The organism is Pseudomonas sp. efr-133-TYG-23 (assembly GCF_030209215.1).
GTDB classification, from domain to species: domain Bacteria; phylum Pseudomonadota; class Gammaproteobacteria; order Pseudomonadales; family Pseudomonadaceae; genus Aquipseudomonas; species Aquipseudomonas rhodesiae.
In genome coordinates, this window is sequence record NZ_JARVSL010000015.1 from 98,886 (window position 1) to 123,230 (window position 24,345).

Genomic DNA, 24,345 nt, shown 5'->3' on the forward strand with positions numbered 1-24,345 from the left:
GAGACGAACGTGTGACACAGGGCATGCTAAGACACCTGTGGTGGCAGACTTGCCCTAGCAAGCCTGCTACTACAGTTGCGAAATCCTCAATGTTCCCTCAATCGCGGCTCACCGGCGACGTGGGCGACGCTGTTCGTCATCCGTGCGAATCGGCACCGGCTGCAGCGGTGGCTCGATCAAGCCCAGGGCGACGCCGAGATCATGGAGCCAGTTTTGAATTTTCTCTTTCATGGTGGTGCCCCCTTTGAGGGTAATGCGGATCGGCGGAAGCTGAATTGCCCTACATAAAATATCGCCGCTTCCTACTGATAATAGCCCTAAGTACTACGTATTGCTTGCGGCAAAGCACAACGAACTATTACCGAATAGGTCTGAATCCTGACGGATCGCTCAAGCGATGGCGCGGGTGTCTGACAGCAACTCGGCCTTGCCTGTTTGCTGCAGGTCTATCCATGCGTTGAGGTTAGCGCCGAGCATACCCTTTCGCCACATCAACCAGGTGGTCGCAGTGGCAAATTGCCCTATCAGCGGATGAACGGACACACTGTCCCTGCCCGGCAGGCTGGCAAGCATGGATTCGGACATCAACGCCACTCCCGAACCGGCAATCACACAGGCGAGCATGCCCTGATACGACTCGATCTCAATAGCGCGCCCCATGGCCACACGATCCTGGGCAAACCAGCTTTCCAGACGCGCGCGATAAGCGCAGCTGCGGCGAAAGGTGAACACTGCGCGACCAGCCACGTCCTGAGGCCCGCGCACTGGCGCATGGTCCGCTTCACAGATCAGCACCAAGCGCTCTTCACACAACGGGATGCCATCCAAAGAGGCGATGGTCAGCGGGCCATCCACCAAGGCCGCGTCAAGGCGCCCGGTGATCAGGCCTTCAAGCAATTCGCCGCTGGGCGCCGACTGCACCTGCAAGTTCACCTGCGGATAAGCCTTGTGATAACGCGCCAGCAAGGTCGGCAGGTGAATCGCCGCGGTGCTGTACATGCTGCCCAGCACAAAATCCCCAGCCGGCTGGCCGCCTTGCACCGCGCCGTGGGCTTCGTCATGCAAGGCCAACAGGCGCGTGCTGTAGTCCAGCAGCACCTTGCCTGCCGGGGACAACTGCAAGCGTTGACGTTCGCGCACGAACAATTCGACGCCGAGCTGTTCCTCCATCTGCTTGAGGCGTGTCGACAGGTTCGACGGCACGCGGTGCAGGCGCTCGGCCGCGCGAGTGATGGAGCCCTCTTCGGCCACCGCCTGGAAGATGCGCAATTGACTGAACTCCATACCTTTCTCCAAAACTGAACAAGTTGCTCACTATTATTCATTTTTGCAGAAAGTCAATGCACCTTAGGCTGACCGTCATACGTTTCTTGCAGGAACCCCTGACCATGTCGCCGTTAATCCGCTTACTCGCCAGCTTCATCGCCTTGATGATGGCTATGGGCATTGGCCGTTTCGCGCTCACTCCGCAACTGCCCCACCTACTGAATGAAGGCCAGATCAATCTGACCGACGCCGGCCTGATCGCGGCCGCCAACTACCTGGGCTATTTCGTCGGCGCGGTGGATTCGATGTTCGCCCGCAGCCATCAGCATATTCGCGGCCGTCTGTACGGCGGCTTATGGCTGTGTGTGCTGCTGACCGTGGCCTCATCTTGGGCCCATGGCTTTTGGGCGCATTTGTTACTCCGATTCGGCACGGGAGTGGCGAGCGCGTGGGCGTTGGTGATGATCACCAGCCTGAGCCAGCCCCTGGCGCTTGCCGCCGGCCGCCCGCGCTTGGGGGCACTGGTATTTGCCGGACCGGGGCTGGGAATTCTGCTGACGGGGGTGCTGGCACTGGTCGCCAACCAAGTGGGGCAAAGTAGCGCAACACTGTGGCGGGTGTATGGCGGCGTGGCATTGGTGATGCTGCTGGCGATTCTGCCGTTCCTGCCGCCGGTCAAGGCAACCGCCGCGCCAGGGGCCGAAGTCAGCGCTGGCCGCAATGGCAGCATCACGCATCTGTGCTGGGTTTACGTGCTGTACGGCGTGGGCTACATCATCCCGGCGACCTTTCTGTCGCAAATGGCCAGTGCACAATTGAAGGGCGCCTGGCAGGCCGATCTGTTCTGGCCCTGCTTTGGCCTGGCATCGGCCCTTGGCGTGGTGGCCGCGAGCCTGCGCCGCACGGATGCGCACACTACCCGCCGTTGGCTGATGACGACCTTGTGGCTGCAAGCGGCCGGGGTGTTCGCCTGCCTGCTGGGCAATGGCTGGGGCCTGGCCTTGGGCGTGCTGCTGTGCGGCGGGCCGTTCCTGGCCTGCATGCAGCTGGTGATGGCGCGTCTGCGAGAGATCGCGCCCCACGGCTACCAGCGCAACACTGGGCTGCTCACCGCCAGCTTCGCCATCGGGCAATTGAGCGGCCCGTTGCTGGCCTCGATCAGCAGCCATGTGAGCGGCGGTTTGCAGCCAGCGTTGGTAATCGCCGGTGCAGGTCTGTTAGTGGCGGGCGGGATCGTCCTCAGCTCGCAACCAACGGCACCGGCACGCGACCCTGCTCGCGTCGCGCCAGCACCAGAAAGAACAGGCCGCCCAGCAAACATCCAGTGAACCAAGCGAAGTTGGCCAGGCCCTGCAATGCCGGGGTGAAGGTGATCGCAACGCCCACCAGCGTGGCGGGCACCAAGGCCTTGACGGCTGTCCAGTTCACACCTCCGTCGAAGTAATAGCGCCCGCTCGGGCTGTCATCGAACAGCGCATCCACATCGATCCGTTGTTTTTTGATCAGGTAGAAGTCCACCAGCAGGATGCCGAACAGCGGCCCGATGAACGCCGCGAGAATATCCAGGGTGTAGTGGATCATCAGCGGGTTATTGAACAGGTTCCACGGGGTGATGAAGATCGAGGCCACCGCCGCGATCATGCCCCCGGCGCGCCAGCTGATTTTGCTCGGCGCGACGTTGGCGAAGTCGAACGCCGGGGACACGAAGTTGGCGACGATATTGATGCCGATGGTGGCGGTTACAAATGCAAAGGCACCGAGCAGAACAGCCATGCTGTTATCGATCCGCGAGACGGTGGCTATGGGGTCATGCAGCATCTCGCCAAACACCGGTAAGGTGCCTGAAACAATCACCACGGTGACCAGGGAAAACGCCAGAAAATTCACCGGCAGGCCCCAGAAATTACCGCGTCGCACGTCCTGCATGCTGCGGCAGTAGCGGCTGAAATCGCCGAAATTCAGGGTGGGCCCAGAAAAGTACGACACCACCAACGCCGTGGCGACGATCACCTGGCCAAACGCCTGCCAACCCGACAGGGATTTTTCCGCCAGGGTGAAACTGATATTCGCCCAACCCGCCTTCCACACAATCCAGCCGGCCAGGATAAACATCACGGCGTACACCACAGGGCCCGCCCAATCGATAAAACGGCGAATGGATTCCATCCCGGCCCAGAACACGGCGGCTTGCAGTACCCATAGGCTGAAAAAACCAAACCAGCCCAGGTAGGAGAGGCCCGCGAAATGCAGCTCGGCATAGACCGCCATTTGTGGGAAGAATCGCAGTACCACGATGATCAAGGCACTCGACGCCAAGTAGGTCTGAATGCCGTACCACGCCACGGCGATCAGGCCGCGAATCACCGCGGGAATATTCGCACCGAACACCCCGAACGCCAGCCGGCAGATCACCGGGTAAGGCACTGCCGCTTGCTGGCTGGGCTTGGCCACCAGATTGGCGATCAATTGCACGATACAGATGCCGGCGAGCAAGGCGATCAACACCTGCCAACTGGCCAGCCCCAGCGCGAACAGGCTGGCGGCGAACACGTAGCCGCCGACGCTGTGCACGTCACTCATCCAGAAGGCGAAGATGTTGTACCAGGTCCACTTTTGCGGGAGTGGACCAAGGTCCTGGTTGTATAGGCGTGGGCTGTAGCCGTTGGGCAATTGTTCGGTCATCGCTGGCTCCTCGTCATACCGGCCTGCGCTGCCGTAGCGGGTGCATACGGGAGGCGGCATGGTTTGTATACGAGATCATCAGCAGAATACGTGCCAATGGCACACAATCCCTGTGGTACAGCACTCCAAGAGGATCAGCGAACCTTAGTCAGCGACACTTCGCTCAGCAACGGTGCAGATTTATCCTGTACACAATCATCGGTGCACCCGATGTGCACACACGTAACCCACCGTGCAGCAGGCCGCCGTGAGGAAGGTGCCCCAAGCCATGTCCATCACTGCCAGTTGAGCGGACCAACCCTGCAACGTGGCCCAGTTGCTCAGATCATAGGTGCCATACGCCACCAGGCCCAACAACGCGCCCAGGCGCGCCGCGCGCTGCCAACTGACACTGGGCAGCACCACGAACACCACGCAGCCGAGCACATACAAGAGATAGAAGAGCACTGCGGGCAACAGCCGAGGTTGATCGAGCATCAGAGGGCCCAGCAGGGATTTGTAGGTGGGGCCCATAAGGACGCCGAGCCAGAGGCCGTCCAGAATCAAAAAGGCGAGCAACGTGCCCAGGTAGGCAAACAGGGTTTTCTTGGTCATGGAAACAGCCTCTGTAGGCGCCAATCAGCGCCTACAGAAGAGCAAAACACCCTCAGCTTAGTTCAATGCGATCGGCATGAATCACGATCTGGCCCTGTTTGTAGAGCGCGCCGATGGCTTTCTTGAAGTTGCCTTTGCTCACGCCGAATAAGTTGCTGATCACCGTCGGGTCGCTTTTATCGCTGACCGGCAAGGTGCCGTTGTTTTCGCGCAACTTGGCGAGGATCTTCGAGTTCAGGCTGGAGGCTGCTTCCTGACCGACCGGTTGCAGGCTCAGGCTGATGTTGCCGTCGGCGCGGATCTCCTTGATAAAGCCTTTCTCTTCCTTGCCGGGTCGCAGGAATTTGAACACTTCGTTCTTGTGGATCAAGCCCCAGTGCTTGTTGTTGATGATCGCCTTGAAACCCATATCGGTGGCTTCGGCCACCAGCAGATCGACTTCCTGGCCCACCTGGTAGTTGGCGGGTGTCTTGTCCAGGTAACGGTCGAGGCGCGCGGTGGCGGTGATGCGCTTGGTGTGCTTGTCGAGATAGACATGCACCACGCAATACTCACCCGCGCTCAACTGACGCTTTTCTTCCGAGTAAGGCAGCAACAAATCTTTGGGCAGCCCCCAATCGAGGAATACACCAATGCTGTTGACTTCCACTACTTTCAAACTGGCGAACTCGCCCACTTGAACTTTGGGCTTTTCAGTTGTAGCGATAAGTTTGTCATCGCTGTCCAGATAAATAAAAACGTTAAGCCAGTCTTCATCTTCACTGGGAATATCTTTGGGGATATACCGATTAGGCAAGAGGATTTCACCGTCTTGCGCACCATCGAGGTACAAACCAAAGTTAGTGTGTTTAACCACTTGCAAGCTGTTGTAGCGCCCGACTAAAGCCATTTCCAAACCCCTCGTTACGTGGGCGGCATTCTACCCGAGTTGTGCGCGCCACGCGCGCACGCCTGAAAAATCCAGGGGTTGCGTGGCTTTCTACTGGCCCTGCCCCGCTCGTCAGATCATCCCGATGAATTTTGCCCGGAGCGCCAGGCCAGTCGTTCCAGGGCTTTCCAGTTAAAACAGTAAGTTAGCGGGTTATTCATCGGCCCAACTTTGCCTATTCTCAACCTGGCGATTTATTCTCAAGGGATATTTACCAAGCAATTGTCAAGTATTTCATGTACGATGCCTGGCCAAGTTAATTCTCTACAGGTTAGTGGCCGCCATGCGTGTAAAAGCATCCAACAGCAAAGCAAAGCCAGCTCCCGCCGTTGAAACCAGCGAATCGATCAACAGCCAGATTGCTGCGTTCCTTAAATCCGGTGGCGAAATCCAGCAAATTGCCAAGGGCGTAAGCGGCCAGACTTTCGGCCCGTCCAAGCAGATCAGCCTGGGCAAGAAGTAACACTCCCGCAACACACCTGGTCCCTAAGCGCCTTGCCTTCAAGGCGCTAGGACTAGCGTCAGTACCACCCTCCCATTGCATTCAATAGCACCCTAATCGACGAACGGGCCTCACCGACCGCTATTCGCCGGTATCCTTGCACGCGTCTAGCGCGGGCATCTGCCCGATTTTTCCGTCACTGCTCCTCGCTTTTCATGGAGTGAAGCATGTTTAAACCCTGCATATTCCTGATCACTGCCCTGGTCGCCAGCCCTCTGGCCGAAGCGCAAATCTTCCAACGCGAATTGGGCGACTTCGACCTGAAACTGGGTACAACCCCCAGCCGCAGCATGGCTCAGGGCCTGGTCAAGCCGACGTCGCCAGGCAGTGATTCGTTCCATGGCGGCCTGGATCTGAGCCACGACAGCGGCCTGTATTTCGGCCAGTTCTCGCCGAACATGGGGCTATCCTCCTCCAGCAACCTCGAAATCGATTCCTATATGGGCTTCAAACACCCTTTCGATCAGACCCTGGGCTACGAAGTCGGCTTGATCCACTACAGCTACCCCACCCTCAGCCCGCTCAACAGCCAGGAGTTCTACGGAGGTCTGAACCTGCTCGGCAATCGTTTCGGCGCTTCCTTCAGCAACGACCCGGACCGCCAGGACAGTACCCTCTTTGCCGATCTCAGCGGCACACAGCCGTTCGGGATCGGGGTAAGCATGAAGTACACCACCCATCAGTTGGGCTCGCCGGTTTCGGTGAATGGCGGCTCTATCAGCAGTTTCAGCGACTGGTCGGTGCAGTTTTCCCGCGCCTGGAAGGGCATCGACCTGGACCTGATCTACAGCGATTCCAGCCTCAGCGGCGGCAATTGCTCCGCCTACTCCGGGCACAACGCGCAATGCGATGGCCTGCTGACTCTCAAGGCCGTGCGCTCGTTTTATTGATGGGCTGAACTGTCGGACCCGGCCAGGGTTCACATGCACAAGTCCCCTCTGTGCAAGGATCCGCTCATGCTGCGTCGGCTCAAACTATTGGTGGTAGTACTGACCCTGAGCCTGGTGCTCGCCGGCTGCAATCGCGTGGGCCTGGCCTATCGCAATCTGGACGTGATCATCCCCTGGACCCTCAATGACTACCTGGACATGAACGCCGGGCAGAAGAGCTGGTTCAACGACACACTCAAAGAACACCTGGCCTGGCATTGCACCACGCAACTGCCGGGTTACCTGGACTGGCTGGACCGCCTGCAACAGATGGTCGACGCCAATCAAGTCACGGACGCCGCGCTGCAAACCCGCACCGTCGAGGCCAAACAAGCGATTGCCGAAGTAGCACGAGAAATCACCCCGTCGGCCATCGAGCTGCTGCAAGGGCTGGACGATGAGCAGGTCGAGGACATGAACGCCGCGTTGGCCAAAGACTTGCGCAAGCGTCAGGACGAATACCTCAAGCCCCCGCTGCAACAGCAGATCAAGGAGCGCGCCGAACGCATGCGCAAGCGCCTGGACAGCTGGATGGGCCCGCTCAGCCCCAGCCAGCAAGCCCGCGTCCTGGCCTGGTCGGTCGCGCTGGGTGAGCAGAACGAGCAGTGGATCGGCAACCGCGCCCATTGGCAGGCGCAGTTTATCGACGCGGTCCAGCAACGCCGCAGTGCCGATTTCCCGCAAAAGATGCAGCAACTGCTGGTGGACCGTGAAAGCCTATGGACCCCGCAGTACCGCGCCGCCTACGCCCAGACTGAAGCGCAAGCGCGAAGCCTGATCGTCGACTTGATGGCCGATAGCACGCCGCAACAGCGGTTAAAACTCACCCAGAAAATCGACGGCGTGCGCAGCGACTTCAAGGCACTCAAGTGCCTCAAGGCCGCTGCCCGTTGAAATGCGGGCTGCCATCGCAACTCGACAACGATCCTAGATCGCGCCGCCTGCAATCGCCGCTTCGGAAGCCACGCGATCAAAGGTTTCAGGGTCCAATGCGTCTTCCTGCTCGTCCATGACCTGACGCGGATGAGCGTTGCCAGGAATGGAGCTGTCAATCAGGGACAGCAGGCTCGCTCCCCGTGGGGTCAAAATGAAATTCTCGCCGTTACCGCCCTGTTCTTCCGGGCGCGATTCGATAAAGCCGCGCTTGAACAGCAGCGCTTCATAGTCGGCAGCGGTCTTTTTCAGCGCATCCAGGTTGCCAATGGACTCACCGGCCGTGGCCTTGTCGGCGGCTTCCTGCTCCGCATATTTGCGTGGGGCGAAGCTGCCCTCGCCGTTCTGCACTTCGTGCAGCAAACGTTCGATCAAATCCCAGTTGTAAGTCGTCATCCTGATTCCTCCTGCGGGCGTGAGCAAAAGTGGCCCGTCAGCAGGTGTGACCTGTCACGTCGGCAGCCGTTCAGCCGAATGGACGGGCGTCATTTCTCTGAACTTTCCAGACGTTCGCCCCCTCAACTGCGTACCAACGCCAAGGAGGTCGCCCCATGAAAACCCTGATGAATCTGACCGTCGCCGCCGCTCTGCTCACCGCCCTGCCGACCTGGGCCTGTACGCCGGAAGAAGCCACCGCCAAGCGCGAGGAGCTGGCCAAGCAAGTGACCCGGCTCACCGAACAGAACCCAGCCAAGGCCAAGGAGATGAACGACGAACTGCAGAAAATGGACCTGGACACCGAGAGCGCGGAGTTCCCCGACAAATGCCAGTTGATCGACGCGCGCCTCAAAGAACTGAAAGAGGCCGCCGCCAAGACCGAAAACTGAGCCCATAAAAAAACCGGACATCGTCCGGTTTTTTTATATCGCCCCAGGCTTATTCAGCAGCTGGCGCTTCGGGTTTGCGGCGCTTGAGCGGGGCCATGCCGTCCTTGCTTACCAACGACAGGTTGTCGGTCTTCGGGCGGTTGGCGATCTTGCGTTTGGTCGGCGACTTGGCGCCGGTTTTCTTCTTGTCGCCCTTGGCGTCGGTCTTTTTCTTCTTCACGCCGACGGCCTTGCCCGACGCCTTGACCTTCTTCGGCCCGGTGTAGGTGCCTTTGACTTCCTTGATGGTGCGGCGCTCGAACGACTGCTTGAGGTAGCGTTCGATACTCGACATCAGGTTCCAGTCGCCGTGGCAGATCAGCGAGATGGCCAGGCCATCGTTACCGGCCCGCCCGGTGCGGCCGATACGGTGCACGTATTCGTCGCCGCTGCGCGGCATGTCGAAGTTGATCACCAGGTCGAGGCCGTCCACATCCAGGCCACGGGCGGCCACGTCGGTGGCCACCAGGATCTTCACACCGCCGGCCTTGAGGCGGTCGATGGCGAGCTTGCGATCTTTCTGGTCTTTCTCGCCGTGCAGCACGAACGCCTTGTATTCCTGGGCGACCAGGCGGCCGTAGATGCGGTCGGCGGCGGCGCGGGTGTTGGTGAACACAATGGCTTTCTGATAGGTCTCGTTGGCCAGCAGCCAGTTGAGGATCTGTTCTTTGTGCACATTGTGGTCGGCGGTGACGATCTGCTGACGCGTGGTGGCGTTGAGGTCGCTGACGTTGTTGACCTGCAGGTGTTCCGGGTTGTTCAGCACCTTGGCGACCATGTCGCGCAGGGTCGAACCGCCAGTGGTAGCGGAGAACAACATGGTCTGCTGACGGTTGACGCACTCGCCCACCAGGCGCTGCACGTCGTCGGCAAAGCCCATGTCGAGCATGCGGTCGGCTTCGTCGAGCACCAGCACTTCGACTTCCTTGAGGTCCAGGTTGCCGGCGTTGAGTTGCTCGATCATGCGCCCTGGCGTGCCGATCAGAATGTCCGGCACCTTGCGCAGCATGGCGGCCTGCACCTTGAAGTCTTCACCGCCGGTGATGATGCCGGACTTGATGAAGGTGAACTGCGAGAAGCGTTCGACTTCCTTCAGGGTCTGCTGGGCCAGCTCGCGGGTCGGCAGCAGGATCAGGGTCTTGATGCTGACGCGGACCTTGGCCGGGCCAATCAAACGATTCAGGACCGGCAGGACGAAAGCGGCGGTCTTGCCGCTACCGGTTTGCGCTGTCACCCGTAGGTCACGCCCCTCGAGCGCGAGCGGGATGGCCGCGGCTTGCACAGGCGTAGGCTCGACAAATTTAAGCTCGGCCACGGCTTTGAGCAGGCGTTCGTGCAGGGCGAATTGGGAAAACACGGGTGCTACCTCGAAGAAATGCAAAATATCAGCTGCATAGGGTAACGGTTTCGGGCGTCCAAACCGAGTTTCTTTACGCGAACGGGCCCAATCAGGCGTTTTTTTGTGCTTGATTGTGTCGGCGACGTCAACTTTGGCGCACTCAGGTGCTCTAATCGCCCCCGACTTGTCTTACCGAGGAATTGCTTTATTCATGGATATCAAACAGCTCTGGCGCAACGTCCAAGACCTTTGGGACGCACTCGACCAACATCCCATGCTGCATGCGGGCCTGGGCTTGCTGGTATTGCTGGTGGTGGCCCTGGTGTTGGGTCGGGTGGCGCGCTACCTGATCCTGCACGCGGTCAAACTGCTCGGGCGCCAACCGGCCCTGCACTGGCTCAACGACCTGCGGCACAACAAGGTTTTCCATCGTCTGGCGCAGATGACACCGTCTCTGGTGATTCAGTTCGGCCTGTACCTGGTGCCCGACCTGAGCAAGGCCGCCACGTTGTTCATCGGCAACGTGGCCCTGGCGTTCACCATCCTGTTCCTGGTGCTGGCCATAAGCGCCCTGCTCAACGCCCTGCTGGACATCTACGCCCGCACCGAACACGCACGCACCCGTTCGATCAAGGGCTATGTGCAATTGGCCAAGATGGTGCTGTTTGTGTTCGGCGCGATCATCATCGTTGCCACCCTGATCGACCGGTCGCCGCTGTTACTGTTGTCCGGCCTGGGTGCAATGTCGGCGGTGATCCTGTTGGTCTACAAGGACACGCTGCTGTCGTTCGTCGCCAGCGTGCAGTTGACCAGCAACGACATGCTGCGGGTCGGCGACTGGATCGAAATGCCCCAGGTCGGCGCCGACGGCGATGTAGTGGACATCACCTTGCACACGGTGAAAGTGCAGAACTTCGATAAAACCATCGTCTCCATCCCCACCTGGCGCTTGATGTCCGAATCGTTCAAAAACTGGCGCGGCATGCAGGCCTCGGGCGGGCGGCGTATCAAGCGCAGCTTGTTCATCGATGCCAGCGGCGTGCGCTTCCTGCGTGACGACGAAGAAGTGCGCATGACCCAGGTGCACCTGCTCACCGATTACATCAGCCGCAAGCAAGCCGAACTCAGGGCCTGGAACCAAGCCCAGGGTCACAGCGCGCAGTTGTCGGCCAACCGCCGGCGCATGACCAACCTCGGCACCTTCCGCGCCTACGCGCTGGCCTACCTGAAAAGCCACCCGGACATCCAGCCGAACATGACCTGCATGGTCCGCCAGATGCAGACCACCGCCCAAGGCGTGCCGCTGGAAATCTACTGCTTTACCCGCACCACGGCGTGGGCCGATTACGAACGAATCCAGGGCGATATCTTCGATTACCTGCTGGCGGTGTTGCCGGAGTTCGGCCTGAGCCTGTACCAGCAACCCAGTGGCAACGATCTGCGGGCGGGGATGCTACCGGCGGTGGCGGGCGCCAGTCATTTAGCAGCCCCGGATTACCCGGCGGTTTAAGCCAGCGAGCGGTTGGGCGCCTTGACGCCCAACCGACTGATCCAAACCGCCCCCACAATCACCAGCCCGCCCAAGGCCAACCGACCCAGCGGCTCGTGCTGGTTCCAGATCAACAGGTTGAGCAACAACCCAACCGGTACGTGCAAGTTATTCATCACCGCCAGAGTGCCGCCGTTGACCAGGCATGCGCCCTTGTTCCACCAGTACAGGCCAAATGCCGTGCTGACCAGGCCGAGGAACACCAGCACACCCCATTGCAGCGGCGCTTGCGGCAGAAAATCAGCTTTGCCGAACAACAGGAACGCCGGCAACACCACCAGCAATGCGCCGAGGTAGAAATAGCCGAAGCGTCGGTAGTGCGGCAGGTCGCTCGGGTAGCGCGCCACCAGGTGCTTGTACATGACCTGCCCGGCGGCATAGGTGAAGTTGGCCAATTGCAGTAGCAAAAAGCCCATCAGGAAGTGCGGGGTGACCTGGTCGAAGCGAATCACTGCCGCACCCGCCACCGCCACCAGGGCAGCCAGCAATGCCCAGGGATTAAAGCGGCGGTTGAGAGCATCTTCGATCAGGGTCACATGCAGTGGCGTGAGGATGGTGAACAGCAGCACCTCCGGCACGGTAAGCACGCGAAAGCTCAGGTACAGGCACACGTAGGTCACGCCGAACTGCAGCGCGCCGATCACCAGCATGCCGCGCATGAACGTCGGCTCCACCGAACGCCAGCGCGTCAGCGGGATAAACACCAGCCCGGCCAGCACCACGCGCACCAGCACCGCGAAGTAGCTGTCGACGTGACCGGCGAGGTATTCGCCGATCAAGCTGAAGGAAAATGCCTGAATCAGGGTGACAACCAGTAGATAGCCCATGCGCGCCTCGTTTCGAATGGGCGGGACATTAAAGCTTTTCGTCGCAGGACGAAACTCGGGGCAAAAAAAACCCGACCTCGCTAAAGCGTCAGTCGGGCAGGAGCACTCAGGAGCACAAGTGCAAAGGGAGGTTCGTTACGCGTACTTGAAGGGTTGGCGTGCAGCGATATAAACACCGCGGGATTATCTGGCGATTAAAGCTTCACACCACCTGGGCCAGCTGGGCCTTGGCGTGATTGATGCCTTTTTCCTGGAAGTCACCGCTCAGGTTCACCCCTTCGGCATGAATAAAAGCGACCTCATGAATCCCGATAAAGCCCATGACCTGCCGCAGATACGGTTCCTGATGATCAGAGCTGGCGCCGGTATGAATGCCGCCGCGCGCGGTGAGCACAATGGCGCGCTTGCCGGTCAGCAGGCCCTGGGGCCCGGTGGGGGTGTATTTGAACGTGACCCCAGCGCGCAATACGTGATCCAGCCAGGCTTTCAAGGTGCTGGGGATGGCAAAGTTGTACATCGGCGCGGCCAGTACCAGCACGTCGGCGGCCAACAGCTCATCGGTCAATTCGTTGGAGCGGTCCAGAGAGATCTGTTCGTCGTCGTTGCGCTGTTCCGACGGTTTCATCCAGCCGCCGAGCAGGTTGGCGTCCAAATGCGGAACCGGGTTGAGGGCCACGTCGCGCACGGTGATCCGGTCCGCCGGGTGGGCGGCCTGCCATTGGCTGATGAACTGCTGAGTGAGTTGGCGGGAAATGGAATCCTGCTGGCGTGCACTGCTTTCGATGATCAGAACGTTGGACATGGCTATGTAGGCTCCATCTGAAACTGCTGTAAGTCGATGGAGAAAAGATTAACCAGGGCTCATTCGATAAAAAAGCGCAAAAAACTGCTATAACCCATCTAGAAATTTGTTGATAAGCGGAGTATCCCTGTTGGCCTGCTCCGCTGATGCGTCATTTCGGGGTGCAGGTCAGGGCGATACGCATCTTGATAATCGCGCGGTTGAATTTGACCGTGGTGTTGGTGCTCTTGCCGGCCGGTACCAAGACGGTACGCCGACGCGGCGACTCCGGACCGTTGGTGAAGACTACCGAGCACTGGGCATCGTTGGTGCCGTAGTTATTCAGTTGAATCGAACTGATATCGGCATCCACGTCGGTCGCGGTGTAGTCCACGCTCACGCCGTCGATCTTTTTGCTCACATCGATAGGGTAGGCGAACGCGCTCAACGGCAGCAGCGCCAGCAGCACACAACAGAATTTTCTCATTCGGCAGTCTCCAATAAGGACCGCCAGCTTAGGACAAGAGGAACCCATCTTGAAAGCGCCCCGCGTTACCCTCGATCAATGGCGCACGCTGCAAGCGGTGGTCGACCATGGCGGCTTCGCCCAGGCGGCCGAAGCGCTGCACCGTTCGCAGTCTTCGGTGAGCTACACCGTAGCCCGCATGCAGGACCAGCTCGGCGTGCCGCTGCTGCGCATCGACGGGCGCAAGGCTGTACTCACCGACGCCGGTGAAGTGCTGTTGCGCCGCTCGCGGCAACTGGTGAAAAACGCCAGCCAGTTGGAAGACCTCGCCCACCATATGGAGCAAGGCTGGGAAGCCGAAGTGCGCCTGGTGGTGGACGCCGCCTACCCCAACGCACGCCTGGTGCGCGCCTTGAGTGCGTTTATGCCGCAAAGCCGCGGTTGCCGCGTGCGCTTGCGTGAGGAAGTGCTGTCCGGCGTCGAAGAGCTGCTGATCGAAGGCGTGGCCGACCTGGCGATTTGCGGTTTCAGTATCCCCGGCTACCTGGGCACCGAGATGAGCGATGTGGAATTTGTCGCCGTGGCCCACCCCGAGCACACCCTGCACCGCATGAACCGCGCGCTGAGCTTCCAGGACCTGGAAAGCCAGATGCAAGTGGTGATCCGCGACTCCGGCCGCCAGCAGCCGCGGGATGTGGGCTGGCTCGGCGCCGAACAGCGCTGGACCGTCGGCAGCCTGGCCACGGCAGCGTCCTTTGTGGGCAGCGGCTTGGGCTTTGCCTGGTTGCCACGGCACATGATCGAACGCGAACTCGCCGAGGGCGTGCTCAAGCAGCTACCTTTGGAACAGGGCGGCAGCCGCCATCCCACGTTCTACCTCTATTCGAACAAAGACAAACCTTTGGGGCCGGCCACGCAGATCCTCGTGGAATTGCTGCGCACTTTCGACACCGCCCCGTTGGACGCCCCTTTCGCCGCCCCTCGACAAGCCTGAAACGGAGTTCAAGCATGCCCTGGTTCGACCATGACGACTGCAGCCTGCACTACGAGGAATACGGCCACGGCACCCCACTGATCTTGATTCATGGCCTGGGCTCCAGCAGCCAGGACTGGGAGCTGCAGCTGCCGGTGCTGTCCCGGCACTACCGCCTGATCGTGGTAGATGTACGCGGCCATGGGCGCTCCGACAAACCCCGCGAACGCTACAGCATCCCTGGCTTCAGCGCCGATCTGAGCGCACTGATAGAACACCTCGACCTGCCGCCGGCCCATGTGGTGGGGTTGTCCATGGGTGGCATGATTGCGTTTCAGTTGGCGGTGGACGAGCCCGGCAGCGTCCGCAGCCTGTGCATCGTCAACAGCGCGCCTGAGGTCAAGGTGCGCAGCGCCAATGACTATTGGCAATGGACCAAACGCTGGACGCTGGCCCGGGTGCTCAGCCTGAACACCATCGGCAAGGCTCTCGGTAACCGGCTGTTTCCCAAACCGCAGCAGGCCGACCTGCGGCGCAAGATGGCCGAACGCTGGGCAAAAAACGACAAACGTGCTTATCTCGCCAGCTTCGACGCCATTGTGGGCTGGGGCGTGCAGGAACGACTGTCCAGCATCGCCTGTCCAACCCTGGTCATCAGCGCCGACCACGACTACACCCCTGTGGCGCAAAAACAAATCTATGTAAAACTGCTGCCCGATGCGCGCCTGGTGGTCATCGAAGATTCCCGCCATGCCACGCCCTTGGATCAACCCGAGGTCTTTAACGCAACCCTGCTCGAATTTCTAAAGACCGTCGACACCACTGCTCAGGATCACTGACCCATGCTGAAAAAAATCGCCTTCTTTGCCGGTTCCGTTCTGTTCGCTGCCAACCTGATGGCGGCCCAGCCGGCCAAGGCGCCACACGTATTGATTTCCACCACCAATGGTGACATTGAAGTCGAACTGGACCCGGTCAAGGCGCCGATCAGTACCAAAAACTTCCTGGCCTACGTAGACAAAGGCTTTTACACCAACACCATTTTCCATCGCGTGATTCCGGGTTTCATGGTTCAGGGCGGGGGGTTCACTCCACAGATGCAGCAGAAAGACACCCAGCCGCCGATCAAGAACGAAGCCAGCAACGGCCTGCACAACGTGCGTGGCACGCTGTCGATGGCACGCACCTCCAACCCGGATTCGGCCACCAGCCAATTCTTCATCAACGTGGCTGACAATGCGTTCCTCGACCCAGGCCGTGACGCCGGTTACGCGGTATTCGCTAAAGTGGTCAAGGGCATGGACGTGGTCGACATCATCGTCAACTCCCAGACCACCAACAAGCAAGGCATGCAAAACGTGCCGATCGACCCTGTCGTGATCAAGTCGGCCAAGCGCATCGACTGACGTCTGCAGGATGCTCCGCGCACAGCCCACAAGGCTGTGCGCGCACCTGAAAGGAGAGCCCGCTCGGCGGGCGTCAACCCCAATGCTCTATCGTCGTTTCGAACAACTGATCGATATTTTCCGCGACGCGCCCAGCGCCGCACCACCTGACAAAGTCCTACCCTTCTACCTCTACTACCTGCGCCAAGTATGGCCGCATTTTGCCGCCCTGCTGGTGGTGGGCCTGATCGGTGCGCTGATCGAAGTCGCGCTGTTCAGCTACCTGAGCCGCATCATCGACCTGGCCCAGGGCACGCCGCCGGCGAATTTTTTCCAGGAGCACAGCAGCGAGCTGATCTGGATGGCCGTGGTCGCCCTGTTGCTGCGCCCGATCTTCGGCGCCCTGCATGACCTGCTGGTGCATCAAACGATCAGCCCCGGCATGACCAGCCTGATCCGCTGGCAGAACCACAGCTACGTGCTCAAACAGAGCCTGAATTTCTTCCAGAACGACTTCGCCGGGCGGATCGCCCAGCGCATCATGCAAACCGGCAACTCGCTGCGCGATTCCGCCGTGGCGGCGGTGGATGCGATCTGGCACGTCACGATTTATGCCATCAGCTCTCTGGTGCTGTTTGCCGAAGCGGACTGGCGCCTGATGATCCCACTGGTGACGTGGATCATCTGCTACAGCCTGGCGCTGCGGTATTTCGTGCCGCGGGTCAAAGAGCGCTCGGTGATTTCCTCCGAGGCGCGCTCCAAATTGATGGGGCGCATCGTCGATGGCTATACCAATATCACCACCTTGAAGCTGTTCGCGCACACCCAGTACGAGCAGCAATACGCCAAGGAAGCGATCATCGAGCAGACCGAAAAAACCCAGCTGGCCAGCCGTGTGGTCACCAGCATGGACATCGCGATCACCACCATGAACGGCCTGTTGATCGTCACTACCACGGGCCTGGCCCTGTGGTTATGGACGCAGTCGCTGATCTCGGTGGGCGCCATCGCCCTGGCCACGGGCCTGGTGATCCGCATCGTCAACATGTCCGGCTGGATCATGTGGGTGGTCAACGGTATTTTCGAAAACATCGGCATGGTGCAGGACGGGCTGAAAACCATCGCCCAACCGCTGGCCGTGGTCGACCGTGAAAACGCCCCGCGCCTGAGCGTGCCCCATGGCGAAGTGCGCTTCGAACAGGTGGACTTTCACTACGGCAAACAGAGCGGGATCATTGGCGGCCTGAATCTGACCATCAAGGCCGGGGAGAAAATCGGCCTGATCGGGCCGTCCGGCGCGGGCAAATCGACCTTGGTCAACCTGCTGCTGCGCCTGTACGACCTGCAAGGTGGGCGCATCCTGATCGACGGCCAGAACATCGCCGAGGTGGCCCAGGAAACCTTGCGCGAGCAGATCGGCATGATCACCCAGGACACCTCGCTGCTGCACCGTTCGATCCGCGACAACCTGCTCTACGGCAAGCCTGACGCCACCGATGAAGAACTCTGGAGCGCGATCCACAAAGCCCGCGCCGATGAATTCATCCCGCTGCTGTCGGACGCCGAAGGCCGTACCGGGTTGGACGCTCACGTCGGCGAGCGCGGGGTGAAACTCTCCGGTGGGCAGCGCCAGCGCATCGCCATTGCGCGGGTGCTGCTCAAGGATGCACCGATCCTGATCATGGACGAGGCCACCTCGGCGCTGGACTCGGAAGTAGAAGCGGCGATCCAGGAAAGCCTGGAAACGCTGATGCAAGGCAAAACCGTGATCGCGATTGCCCACCGCCTGTCGACCATCGCCCGCATGGACCGCTTGGTGGTGCTGGAGAAAGGCCGGATCGCCGAGAGCGGCAGCCATGCCGAACTGTTGGCCCATGGCGGGCTGTATGCGCGGCTGTGGCAGCATCAAACCGGCGGCTTCGTCGGTATCGACTGAACACAACGCTGGTTGCACCGTCCGCCTGGCACTTTGCGCTGACCATGCTGTAATTCAGTGCAGTGCCCAGACGGGCGCTGAAGTAAATCTGCAGGGAGCATCACTGATTTACTGATTCGGTAGAGCGATCTATCAAGGACGGGTTTCATGTCTTTGTTCAAGCGTTCAGTCACAGAGGGGCTGGGTACGTTTTGGCTGGTGTTGGGTGGGTGCGGCAGCGCGGTATTGGCCGCAGCGTTCCCAGCGGTTGGGATCGGGTTGCTGGGGGTGTCCCTGGCGTTCGGGCTGACGGTGTTGACCATGGCCGTCGCCATCGGCCATATCAGCGGTTGTCACCTCAACCCGGCCGTGACGGTGGGCTTGGTGGTCGGCGGGAGGTTTCCGGCCAAGGAGTTACCGGCCTATATCATCGCCCAGGTCATAGGTGGCGTAGTCGCGGCGGCATTGTTGTATATGATCGCCAGCGGCAAGCCGGGCTTCGAATTGGCGTCGGGGCTGGCTGCCAACGGGTATGGCGACCACTCACCCGGCGGCTATTCGCTGGCGGCGGGGTTCGTCAGTGAGCTGGTGATGACGGCGATGTTCCTGGTTATCATCCTCGGCGCCACCGACCCACGTGCCCCCAAGGGCCTGGCGCCCATCGCCATCGGCCTGGCGTTGACCCTGATCCACCTGATCTCCATTCCCGTGACCAACACCTCGGTCAACCCGGCGCGCAGTACAGGCCCGGCGCTGATCGTGGGTGGGTGGGCGATCCAGCAGTTGTGGTTGTTCTGGCTGGCGCCGTTGCTGGGTGCGGCGATCGGCGGTTTTATTTACGGATGGTTGGGTAAGGAGCCTCCAGCCTGACGCCCCAATACCACGATGGGCCGGGGCAGCCCTGCCGATACAGGGCAGGGCTGCATTCAATAGAGGCTGACTTAACCCTGATGGGCCTGCATGTATTGACGCAACAATTGGTTGATCCGTGTCTGGTAGCCCGTACCCTGACCTTTGAACCACTCAAGAACGTCAGCATCCAGCCGAATAGTCACCGCCTGTTTTACAGGCACACGTAACTCCGCACGTCGGAAAAATTCGGCGTCCAACTCAGGGATATCGCTGGTATCGATTTCTTTATCTTTCATCTTGGCCAGGCGCTCCCAATCAGTTTTGGATGTTTGCGTCATAGTATTTGGCCTCCTTCTTAGTTGCCTTTCGGGCGGAGATGATACGAATCACATCACCACACCGCTCGGTGTATACGACTACACCCATTAACCGTTTTATCCAGCCAATACAGATCCAACGCTCTTCCCCATAATCCGCTCGATCATCGCGCAAGGCCAGCATCGGATGGCGAAAAATATCGGGTACGTCATTGAAATCGATTCCGTGCTTGGAAATATTGACCTTGTTTTTTGATTCATCCCATTCAAAACGCATGGCAATGCCTGTATGTACTTTTGTACATACAAAATAGTCAATTTTACAGTTCGTTTGCCGCGACGCGGACGAACGGTCTACGCCTGCCGATACGGCAGCGCCGCCCTCGCTTCTTCGGCATAGGCCAAAACGCCTACCCGTTCGCGCTCGAGAAAATCCTCCACCGCCTTTTTCAAGCCCGGATGCCGCAGGTAGTGCCATGACCGCGTGATCACCGGCTCGAACCCACGGATCAGTTTGTGCTCACCCTGGGCACCGGCGTCGAAACGTTGCAGGCCGTGAGCGATGGCGTAGTCCATGCCCTGGTAGAAACAGGTTTCGAAATGCAGGCGGTCGAATTCCGCCAGGCAGCCCCAATAGCGGCCGTAGAAGCTGTCGCCGCCGATCAGGCTGAAAGCCATGGCCACCGGGCGTGTGCCCTGCTTGGCCAATACCACGCGGATTGCCTCGGGCATACGTTCGGCCAGCAGGCTGAAAAAGGCGCGGGTCAGGTACGGCGCCTGGCGACGGACTGCATAGGTGTTGGCGTAACAGGCGTAGACAAAATCCCACTGCGCCTCGCTCAGTTCGTGGCCTTGCAGCCATTCGAACTCGATGCCCTGCCCCGCCACTTGCTCGCGCTCCTTACGCATCTGCTTGCGTTTGCGCGAGCTCAGGGCGTCGAGGAAATCCTGAAAGTCGCGGTAGCCGCGGTTCTGCCAGTGGAATTGACAACCCAGGCGCTGCAACCAGCCCGGTTGGCCGGCCAAGGCCTCATCAGCCAACCCGTCGGTAAAGTTGATATGCGCGCTGGAAAGCCCTTCGATTTCCAGGTAACCGGGCAGGCTGTTGAGCAGCTCGAAACCATCCTCGACGCTGGCGGCCAGCAAACGCGGGCCGCTTACCGGGCTGAACGGCACGCCAACCAGCAGTTTGGGGTAGTAATCGATACCGGCGCGCTCACAGGCATCGGCCCAGCCGTGATCGAACACGTACTCGCCATAGGAATGCCATTTGCGATAACCGGGCAGCGCCGCCACCAGTCGATCGCCCTCCCAGTGCAGCAAATGCTCCGCTTGCCAGCCTGACTGTGGGCCCAGGCTGGCACTGTCCTCCAAAGCGCTGAGGAAGGCATGTCGCACAAAGGGCTGGGCGCTCGGTAGCAGCGCATCCCATGTATGCGGGGCGATTTCGGACAGGCTGTCCAGGCGTTGCAACGGCATCGGCATCCTCACTACATCATGGCGTGAAAGCTTCGCGAGTATCGCTTATCGCCGCGACCAGCACACCCTCGAATCGCCGGACAAGGCTCTAAACCAATAGTTCCACGCCCGAACAATTTGTCACCGACATGACATTACTTTGCCACTGTTCCGTCATAAACCACCGCGATACTGACGCCTGTTTTTAGAGCGCCTGGTTCTAGCAGGCGGTTATTTTTTCCGTCCGTCAACGGTCGGTTGTGTCCTGGATGGTTTGCCATCCCTCCCCACTTTCGGAGATTGATATGCGTCTTGCTTCCACTAAAACTGCGGCGGTCCTGTGTGGCGGCCTGTTGCTGGCCCTGAGCGTTCCGGCCAGCGCCGCAGTCGACGCGAAATTGCTCGACATGCTCAAGGCCAACGGCCAGATCACTGCGGCGCAGTACACCGAACTGCAAAACGAGTTGGCCAAAGACCAGAAAGAACAGCAGATCGCACGGCAAGCTCAACAAGAGACCAACGAACAGATCGCGGCCACCGCCAAGAAAGCCAACGAACTGAGCGTGTTCGACCAGAAGCTGGCCTGGGCCGCCAAGACGCAGTTCAAGGGCGATGTACGCTTCCGCCAGGAAACCATCAAGATCGACGGCGAACCCAACAACGGCGGGCGTGACAAGGATCGTCAGCGCATCCGTGCGCGTCTGGGCGCTTACACTGAGATCAACCCGCAAGTGGACACCGGCATCCGTATCGCCACCGGCGGCGGCGACGACGCGCGCTCCACCAACCAGGATCAGGATGGCTACTTCGACAAGAAGTCGATCTGGCTGGACCTGGGCTACATCGACTACCACCCCGACCAGATCAAGAACCTGCACGTGATCGGCGGCAAGATGCTGCAACCGTGGGTCAACATGGGCGATGTGATCTGGGATAGCGATATCAACCCTGAAGGCCTGGCCCTGACCTACAAGTACCCGCTGGGCAGCAGCGCCGAGCTGTTCGGCAGCATTGGTAACTACAACCTCAAAGACAACGTCGACGGCGACGGCGTGCAATTCCGCCACGACCTGCGCCTGACCGCCGGCCAGTTGGGCTCGCGTTTCTCGCTGACCGACAACCTGAAACTGACCGTGGGCGGCAGCGTCTACGCCTATCAGAACGATGAGGACAGCCGCTGCACCACGACCACCACGCCGTGCGCGCTGGCGGTCAACGGTAACTCGGCCAACGAAGAGTTCCGCCTGTACGAAGGTTTCAGCCAACTGGACATCGGCGGCCTGGCCGTACCGCTGTCGCTGTACGGTCAATACGTAAAAAACAACGACGCCTCCACCGATCAGGACACCGCCTGGTTGCTGGGCGCCAAGTCCAAGGTGTTCGGTTTCAACCTGGACTACAACTACCGCGACACCCAGCGTAACGCCGTGGTCGGCGCCTTCACCGACTCGGACTTCGCCAACGGCACCACCGGTTCGCGCGGTCACAAGTTCAAAGTGGGTTACGACATCGACAAGAACTTCGCGGTCGGTGCCACGTACTTCCTGACCAAGGCGGACTTCTCCAGCCGTACCCAGCGCGACGCCGACACCAACACCCTGCAGTTGGATGCCGAAGCCAAGTTCTGAAGCTAGGCGTTGTAAGCCTTGGGCCAGGAAGGCCCAAGGTGGTTGTCACAGTCTGGCGTGGGCGGGGCGATCCCCATCATCCGTTCGGCTCACCCACGCGAGCCTGTTTATTTCCCGTCTTTGCGATCCTTGCGCCGCTCGTCAGCGAGCCGCTGCGCCAAGGCATCCACATTCTTGACCGGCGCGTCGGGCATCATCTTCAAGGTGGCTTGCATCAGGCGCATCTGGCGGATAAACCGGCGGCAGTTCGCGCAGAACATCAAGTGATGACGCACCATCAGGCGCTCGCGAAAGGTCAATTGCCCATCGAGATAATCACTGGAACGTGCCACTTGTTCTTTACAGGTCAGCATTCGCCGGTTTCCTCAAAATGCTCCACCGTGGCGAAGACTTTAAGCCGTGCCCGATGCAACAGCACTCGCACATTGGAGAGCGAGAGGGTCAGCAGATTACAGATTTCTTCCAACGCCAGGCCCTGGCGTTCGCGCAAGACCAACACACTGCTTTGCAGCTCGGACAAGCTCAGCAACGTATGTTCCAGGCAGTCGCGCAGTTCGTCCTCGGTGAGTAACGCCTCCGGCGTGTCCTGGTGCCAGGCATAAGGGGCGACGGCCCAGTGACCGTCATCGGGGCTGAAACGGTCGTCGCCGATGGTGCCGTGGGGCGAAGGCAAATCGTCGAGCAGCACCTCCCGACGATTCTGCTTGTAACGGCCCTTGGCGGCATTGGCGGTGATGGTCAGCAACCAGGTCTTGAGGCTGGAACGCCCCTCGAACTTCGCCAGGTTGCGCACCACCGACAGCCAGGCGTCCTGTACCACTTCATCGGCATGGCGCTGGCCGACGATGGCATAAGCCACCGCCCGCATCGCGCTCTGATAGGTGCTGACCAGTTCTTTGTAAGCCTGCTGCTCGCCCTTGAGCAAACGTTCAAGCAGGTGCGCGTCGTCCGCTGCAGCCATTAAAGACTCCGGTTATTCAGCGCTTGCGCAGGATGACACTGCCGATCGAATAACCCGCGCCGAACGAACTGAGCACGGCAACCGAGCCCTTGGGCAAGTCGTCCTGGTAAGTGTGAAACGCAATCACGGAACCGGCCGAACTGGTGTTGGCGTAGGTATCGAGAATCACCGGCGCCTCTTGCACCGTGGCTTCGCGGCCCAGCAGTTTCTTCACGATCAAGTGGTTCATGCTCAGGTTGGCCTGGTGCAGCCAGAAGCGCTTCACATCCGCCACATTCAGCTGGTTTTCTTGCAGGTGCACGCCAATCAGCTCAGCGACCATCGGGCATACGTCGCGGAACACCTTGCGGCCTTCCTGCACGAACAGCTTGTCCGGCGCACCGATGCCTTCCGGCGCCGCGCGATTGAGAAAGCCGAAGTTGTTGCGGATGTTGTTGGAGAACTTGGTCAGCAGCTTGGTGCTGACCACGTCGAATTGATGCTCGGAGGTGGCTAGGTCGGCACGCTCCAGGATCACCGCCGTGGCGGCATCGCCGAAGATGAAATGGCTGTCGCGGTCACGAAAGTTCAGGTGACCGGTGCAAACTTCCGGGTTGACCATCAGGATCGCCCGGGCCTGGCCCAGCTGGATGCTGTTGGCGGCATTCTGGATGCCAAACGTAGCGGAAGAACAGGCCACGTTCATATCGAAACCAAAGCCTGCGATACCCAGGGCTTCCTGGACTTCAATGGCGATGGCCGGGTAAGCGCGCTGCAGGTTGGAGCAGGCGACGATCACACCGTCGATGTCGGCGGCGGTCTTACCGGCGCGTTGCAGGGCCTGTTCAGCGGCACCGACGGCCATCTGGCAGAGCACCGACCATTCGTCGTTACTGCGCTCTGGCAGGCTCGGGGTCATGCGCTGGGGGTCGAGAATGCCGTCCTTGTCCATCACGAAGCGGCTTTTGATACCCGATGCTTTCTCGATAAAGGCCGCGCTGGACTCGGTCAGCGCTTGCACATCGCCGCGCTCGATGGCGGCGGCGTTGTCGCTGTTGAACTGATGCACGTAGGTATTGAAAGACTGCACCAGCTCTTCGTTGGAGATGCTATTGGCCGGGGTGTACAGGCCAGTGCCGCTGATGACGACGTTATGCACGGTCGTTCCTCTAAATCTGTCAGGCAGAAGATATTGGTACCGTCGTACCAAACTGT

Annotated in this window: 28 protein-coding genes; 12 read left to right on the forward strand and 16 right to left on the reverse strand. The window is 59.9% G+C overall.

The genetic code is table 11. The features are described 5' to 3' along the window. Positions 1–108: 108 nt before the first annotated feature. The gene (locus QRN41_RS10245; protein WP_003193089.1) at positions 109–231 is read right to left on the reverse strand and encodes a PA1414 family protein; all 123 of its coding nucleotides are present in this window, start codon (positions 229–231) and stop codon (positions 109–111) included. 159 nt (positions 232–390) lie between these two features. Beyond that, entirely contained in the window at positions 391–1,284 is an 894-nt protein-coding gene (ptrR, locus tag QRN41_RS10250) for a putrescine utilization regulator PtrR (RefSeq protein ID WP_094064969.1), read from the reverse strand. A 104-nt stretch (positions 1,285–1,388) separates the two neighbouring features. Between ptrR and QRN41_RS10255 the strand changes: the two genes are divergently transcribed. After that, positions 1,389–2,594 carry an MFS transporter gene (locus QRN41_RS10255; RefSeq protein WP_285421518.1) on the forward strand — a complete coding sequence of 402 codons (1,206 nt, stop codon included), beginning with the start codon at positions 1,389–1,391 and terminating at the stop codon, positions 2,592–2,594. Here QRN41_RS10255 and QRN41_RS10260 read toward each other — a convergent pair. From QRN41_RS10260 to QRN41_RS10270, 3 genes are all read right to left on the reverse strand, one after another. Beyond that, the gene (locus QRN41_RS10260) at positions 2,506–3,948 is read right to left on the reverse strand and encodes an NCS1 family nucleobase:cation symporter-1 (protein WP_285421519.1); all 1,443 of its coding nucleotides are present in this window, start codon (positions 3,946–3,948) and stop codon (positions 2,506–2,508) included. The genes QRN41_RS10255 and QRN41_RS10260 overlap by 89 nt on opposite strands. Before the next feature lie 195 nt (positions 3,949–4,143). Then, entirely contained in the window at positions 4,144–4,542 is a 399-nt protein-coding gene (locus QRN41_RS10265) for a DUF2177 family protein (RefSeq protein WP_034138904.1), read from the reverse strand. A 52-nt stretch (positions 4,543–4,594) separates the two neighbouring features. Then, positions 4,595–5,431 carry a CvfB family protein gene (locus QRN41_RS10270; RefSeq protein ID WP_285421520.1) on the reverse strand — a complete coding sequence of 279 codons (837 nt, stop codon included), beginning with the start codon at positions 5,429–5,431 and terminating at the stop codon, positions 4,595–4,597. Between the two features lie 322 nt (positions 5,432–5,753). Between QRN41_RS10270 and QRN41_RS10275 the strand changes: the two genes are divergently transcribed. The 3 genes from QRN41_RS10275 to QRN41_RS10285 all read left to right on the forward strand — a co-directional run bounded on the left by QRN41_RS10275 (position 5,754) and on the right by QRN41_RS10285 (position 7,795). After that, the gene (locus tag QRN41_RS10275; RefSeq protein WP_003193095.1) at positions 5,754–5,933 is read left to right on the forward strand and encodes a PFL_1563 family small protein; all 180 of its coding nucleotides are present in this window, start codon (positions 5,754–5,756) and stop codon (positions 5,931–5,933) included. Positions 5,934–6,139: 206 nt separating this feature from the next. After that, on the forward strand, positions 6,140–6,862 hold the full coding sequence (locus QRN41_RS10280) for a TorF family putative porin (RefSeq protein ID WP_285421521.1): 723 nt from the start codon (positions 6,140–6,142) through the stop codon (positions 6,860–6,862). A gap of 66 nt (positions 6,863–6,928) precedes the next feature. Next, on the forward strand, positions 6,929–7,795 hold the full coding sequence (locus QRN41_RS10285; RefSeq protein WP_034099628.1) for a DUF6279 family lipoprotein: 867 nt from the start codon (positions 6,929–6,931) through the stop codon (positions 7,793–7,795). 33 nt (positions 7,796–7,828) lie between these two features. On the opposite strand, the gene QRN41_RS10290 is transcribed toward QRN41_RS10285, so the two are convergent. Then, positions 7,829–8,230, reverse strand: a complete 402-nt coding sequence (locus tag QRN41_RS10290; RefSeq protein ID WP_034114778.1) for a hypothetical protein — start codon at positions 8,228–8,230, stop codon at positions 7,829–7,831. Between the two features lie 155 nt (positions 8,231–8,385). On the opposite strand from QRN41_RS10290, the gene QRN41_RS10295 reads away from it, so the two are divergent. After that, positions 8,386–8,661, forward strand: coding sequence for a hypothetical protein (locus QRN41_RS10295; protein ID WP_285421522.1), 276 nt, complete (start codon positions 8,386–8,388; stop codon positions 8,659–8,661). Between the two features lie 49 nt (positions 8,662–8,710). On the opposite strand, the gene QRN41_RS10300 is transcribed toward QRN41_RS10295, so the two are convergent. Beyond that, positions 8,711–10,057 (reverse strand): DEAD/DEAH box helicase, encoded by a 1,347-nt coding sequence (locus tag QRN41_RS10300; RefSeq protein WP_016979359.1) that lies wholly within the window; start codon positions 10,055–10,057, stop codon positions 8,711–8,713. A 193-nt stretch (positions 10,058–10,250) separates the two neighbouring features. On the opposite strand from QRN41_RS10300, the gene QRN41_RS10305 reads away from it, so the two are divergent. Further along, the gene (locus QRN41_RS10305; protein ID WP_285421523.1) at positions 10,251–11,549 is read left to right on the forward strand and encodes a mechanosensitive ion channel family protein; all 1,299 of its coding nucleotides are present in this window, start codon (positions 10,251–10,253) and stop codon (positions 11,547–11,549) included. Here the strand turns inward: QRN41_RS10305 and QRN41_RS10310 are convergent. The 3 genes from QRN41_RS10310 to QRN41_RS10320 form a co-directional block, all read right to left on the reverse strand. Then, on the reverse strand, positions 11,546–12,415 hold the full coding sequence (locus QRN41_RS10310) for a carboxylate/amino acid/amine transporter (RefSeq protein WP_285421524.1): 870 nt from the start codon (positions 12,413–12,415) through the stop codon (positions 11,546–11,548). The two genes, QRN41_RS10305 and QRN41_RS10310, sit on opposite strands and share 4 nt — an antisense overlap. 202 nt (positions 12,416–12,617) lie before the next feature. Continuing rightward, on the reverse strand, positions 12,618–13,217 hold the full coding sequence (locus tag QRN41_RS10315; protein ID WP_034114781.1) for an FMN-dependent NADH-azoreductase: 600 nt from the start codon (positions 13,215–13,217) through the stop codon (positions 12,618–12,620). A 151-nt stretch (positions 13,218–13,368) separates the two neighbouring features. Next, positions 13,369–13,683 (reverse strand): 3-phosphoglycerate kinase, encoded by a 315-nt coding sequence (locus tag QRN41_RS10320; protein ID WP_094064975.1) that lies wholly within the window; start codon positions 13,681–13,683, stop codon positions 13,369–13,371. Positions 13,684–13,732: 49 nt separating this feature from the next. On the opposite strand from QRN41_RS10320, the gene QRN41_RS10325 reads away from it, so the two are divergent. From QRN41_RS10325 to aqpZ, 5 genes are all read left to right on the forward strand, one after another. Continuing rightward, positions 13,733–14,656 (forward strand): PA3225 family LysR-type transcriptional regulator, encoded by a 924-nt coding sequence (locus QRN41_RS10325; RefSeq protein ID WP_094064976.1) that lies wholly within the window; start codon positions 13,733–13,735, stop codon positions 14,654–14,656. Between the two features lie 14 nt (positions 14,657–14,670). Next, complete coding sequence (locus QRN41_RS10330; protein WP_034138907.1) at positions 14,671–15,474, forward strand: alpha/beta fold hydrolase; 804 nt, start codon at positions 14,671–14,673, stop codon at positions 15,472–15,474. Positions 15,475–15,477: 3 nt separating this feature from the next. Then, positions 15,478–16,041 (forward strand): peptidylprolyl isomerase, encoded by a 564-nt coding sequence (locus tag QRN41_RS10335; RefSeq protein WP_285421525.1) that lies wholly within the window; start codon positions 15,478–15,480, stop codon positions 16,039–16,041. 82 nt (positions 16,042–16,123) lie between these two features. Beyond that, on the forward strand, positions 16,124–17,956 hold the full coding sequence (locus QRN41_RS10340; RefSeq protein ID WP_285421526.1) for an ABC transporter ATP-binding protein: 1,833 nt from the start codon (positions 16,124–16,126) through the stop codon (positions 17,954–17,956). A 147-nt stretch (positions 17,957–18,103) separates the two neighbouring features. Next, complete coding sequence (aqpZ, locus tag QRN41_RS10345; RefSeq protein WP_094064979.1) at positions 18,104–18,805, forward strand: aquaporin Z; 702 nt, start codon at positions 18,104–18,106, stop codon at positions 18,803–18,805. Between the two features lie 71 nt (positions 18,806–18,876). Here aqpZ and QRN41_RS10350 read toward each other — a convergent pair whose 3' ends face one another. From QRN41_RS10350 to QRN41_RS10360, 3 genes are all read right to left on the reverse strand, one after another. Beyond that, on the reverse strand, positions 18,877–19,125 hold the full coding sequence (locus tag QRN41_RS10350; protein ID WP_034114783.1) for a BrnA antitoxin family protein: 249 nt from the start codon (positions 19,123–19,125) through the stop codon (positions 18,877–18,879). Beyond that, a complete protein-coding gene (locus tag QRN41_RS10355) occupies positions 19,103–19,381 on the reverse strand; it encodes a BrnT family toxin (RefSeq protein ID WP_034138911.1) in 279 nt (92 codons plus the stop codon). Before QRN41_RS10355 ends, QRN41_RS10350 begins: the two co-directional genes overlap by 23 nt. A gap of 77 nt (positions 19,382–19,458) precedes the next feature. Beyond that, a complete protein-coding gene (locus tag QRN41_RS10360; RefSeq protein WP_285421527.1) occupies positions 19,459–20,583 on the reverse strand; it encodes a GNAT family N-acetyltransferase in 1,125 nt (374 codons plus the stop codon). Between the two features lie 284 nt (positions 20,584–20,867). On the opposite strand from QRN41_RS10360, the gene QRN41_RS10365 reads away from it, so the two are divergent. Continuing rightward, entirely contained in the window at positions 20,868–22,190 is a 1,323-nt protein-coding gene (locus QRN41_RS10365; protein WP_034138912.1) for a putative porin, read from the forward strand. A gap of 107 nt (positions 22,191–22,297) precedes the next feature. On the opposite strand, the gene QRN41_RS10370 is transcribed toward QRN41_RS10365, so the two are convergent. Genes QRN41_RS10370 through QRN41_RS10380 form a run of 3 tightly spaced genes read right to left on the reverse strand, consistent with a single transcriptional unit; the run spans position 22,298 to position 24,289 of the window. Then, entirely contained in the window at positions 22,298–22,543 is a 246-nt protein-coding gene (locus QRN41_RS10370) for a zf-HC2 domain-containing protein (protein ID WP_034099654.1), read from the reverse strand. Next, entirely contained in the window at positions 22,537–23,151 is a 615-nt protein-coding gene (locus tag QRN41_RS10375; protein WP_034114785.1) for an RNA polymerase sigma factor, read from the reverse strand. Before QRN41_RS10375 ends, QRN41_RS10370 begins: the two co-directional genes overlap by 7 nt. A gap of 16 nt (positions 23,152–23,167) precedes the next feature. Further along, positions 23,168–24,289: a beta-ketoacyl-ACP synthase III gene (locus tag QRN41_RS10380; protein ID WP_034099658.1), complete on the reverse strand. Its 1,122-nt coding sequence runs from the start codon at positions 24,287–24,289 to the stop codon at positions 23,168–23,170. Positions 24,290–24,345 lie beyond the last annotated feature (56 nt).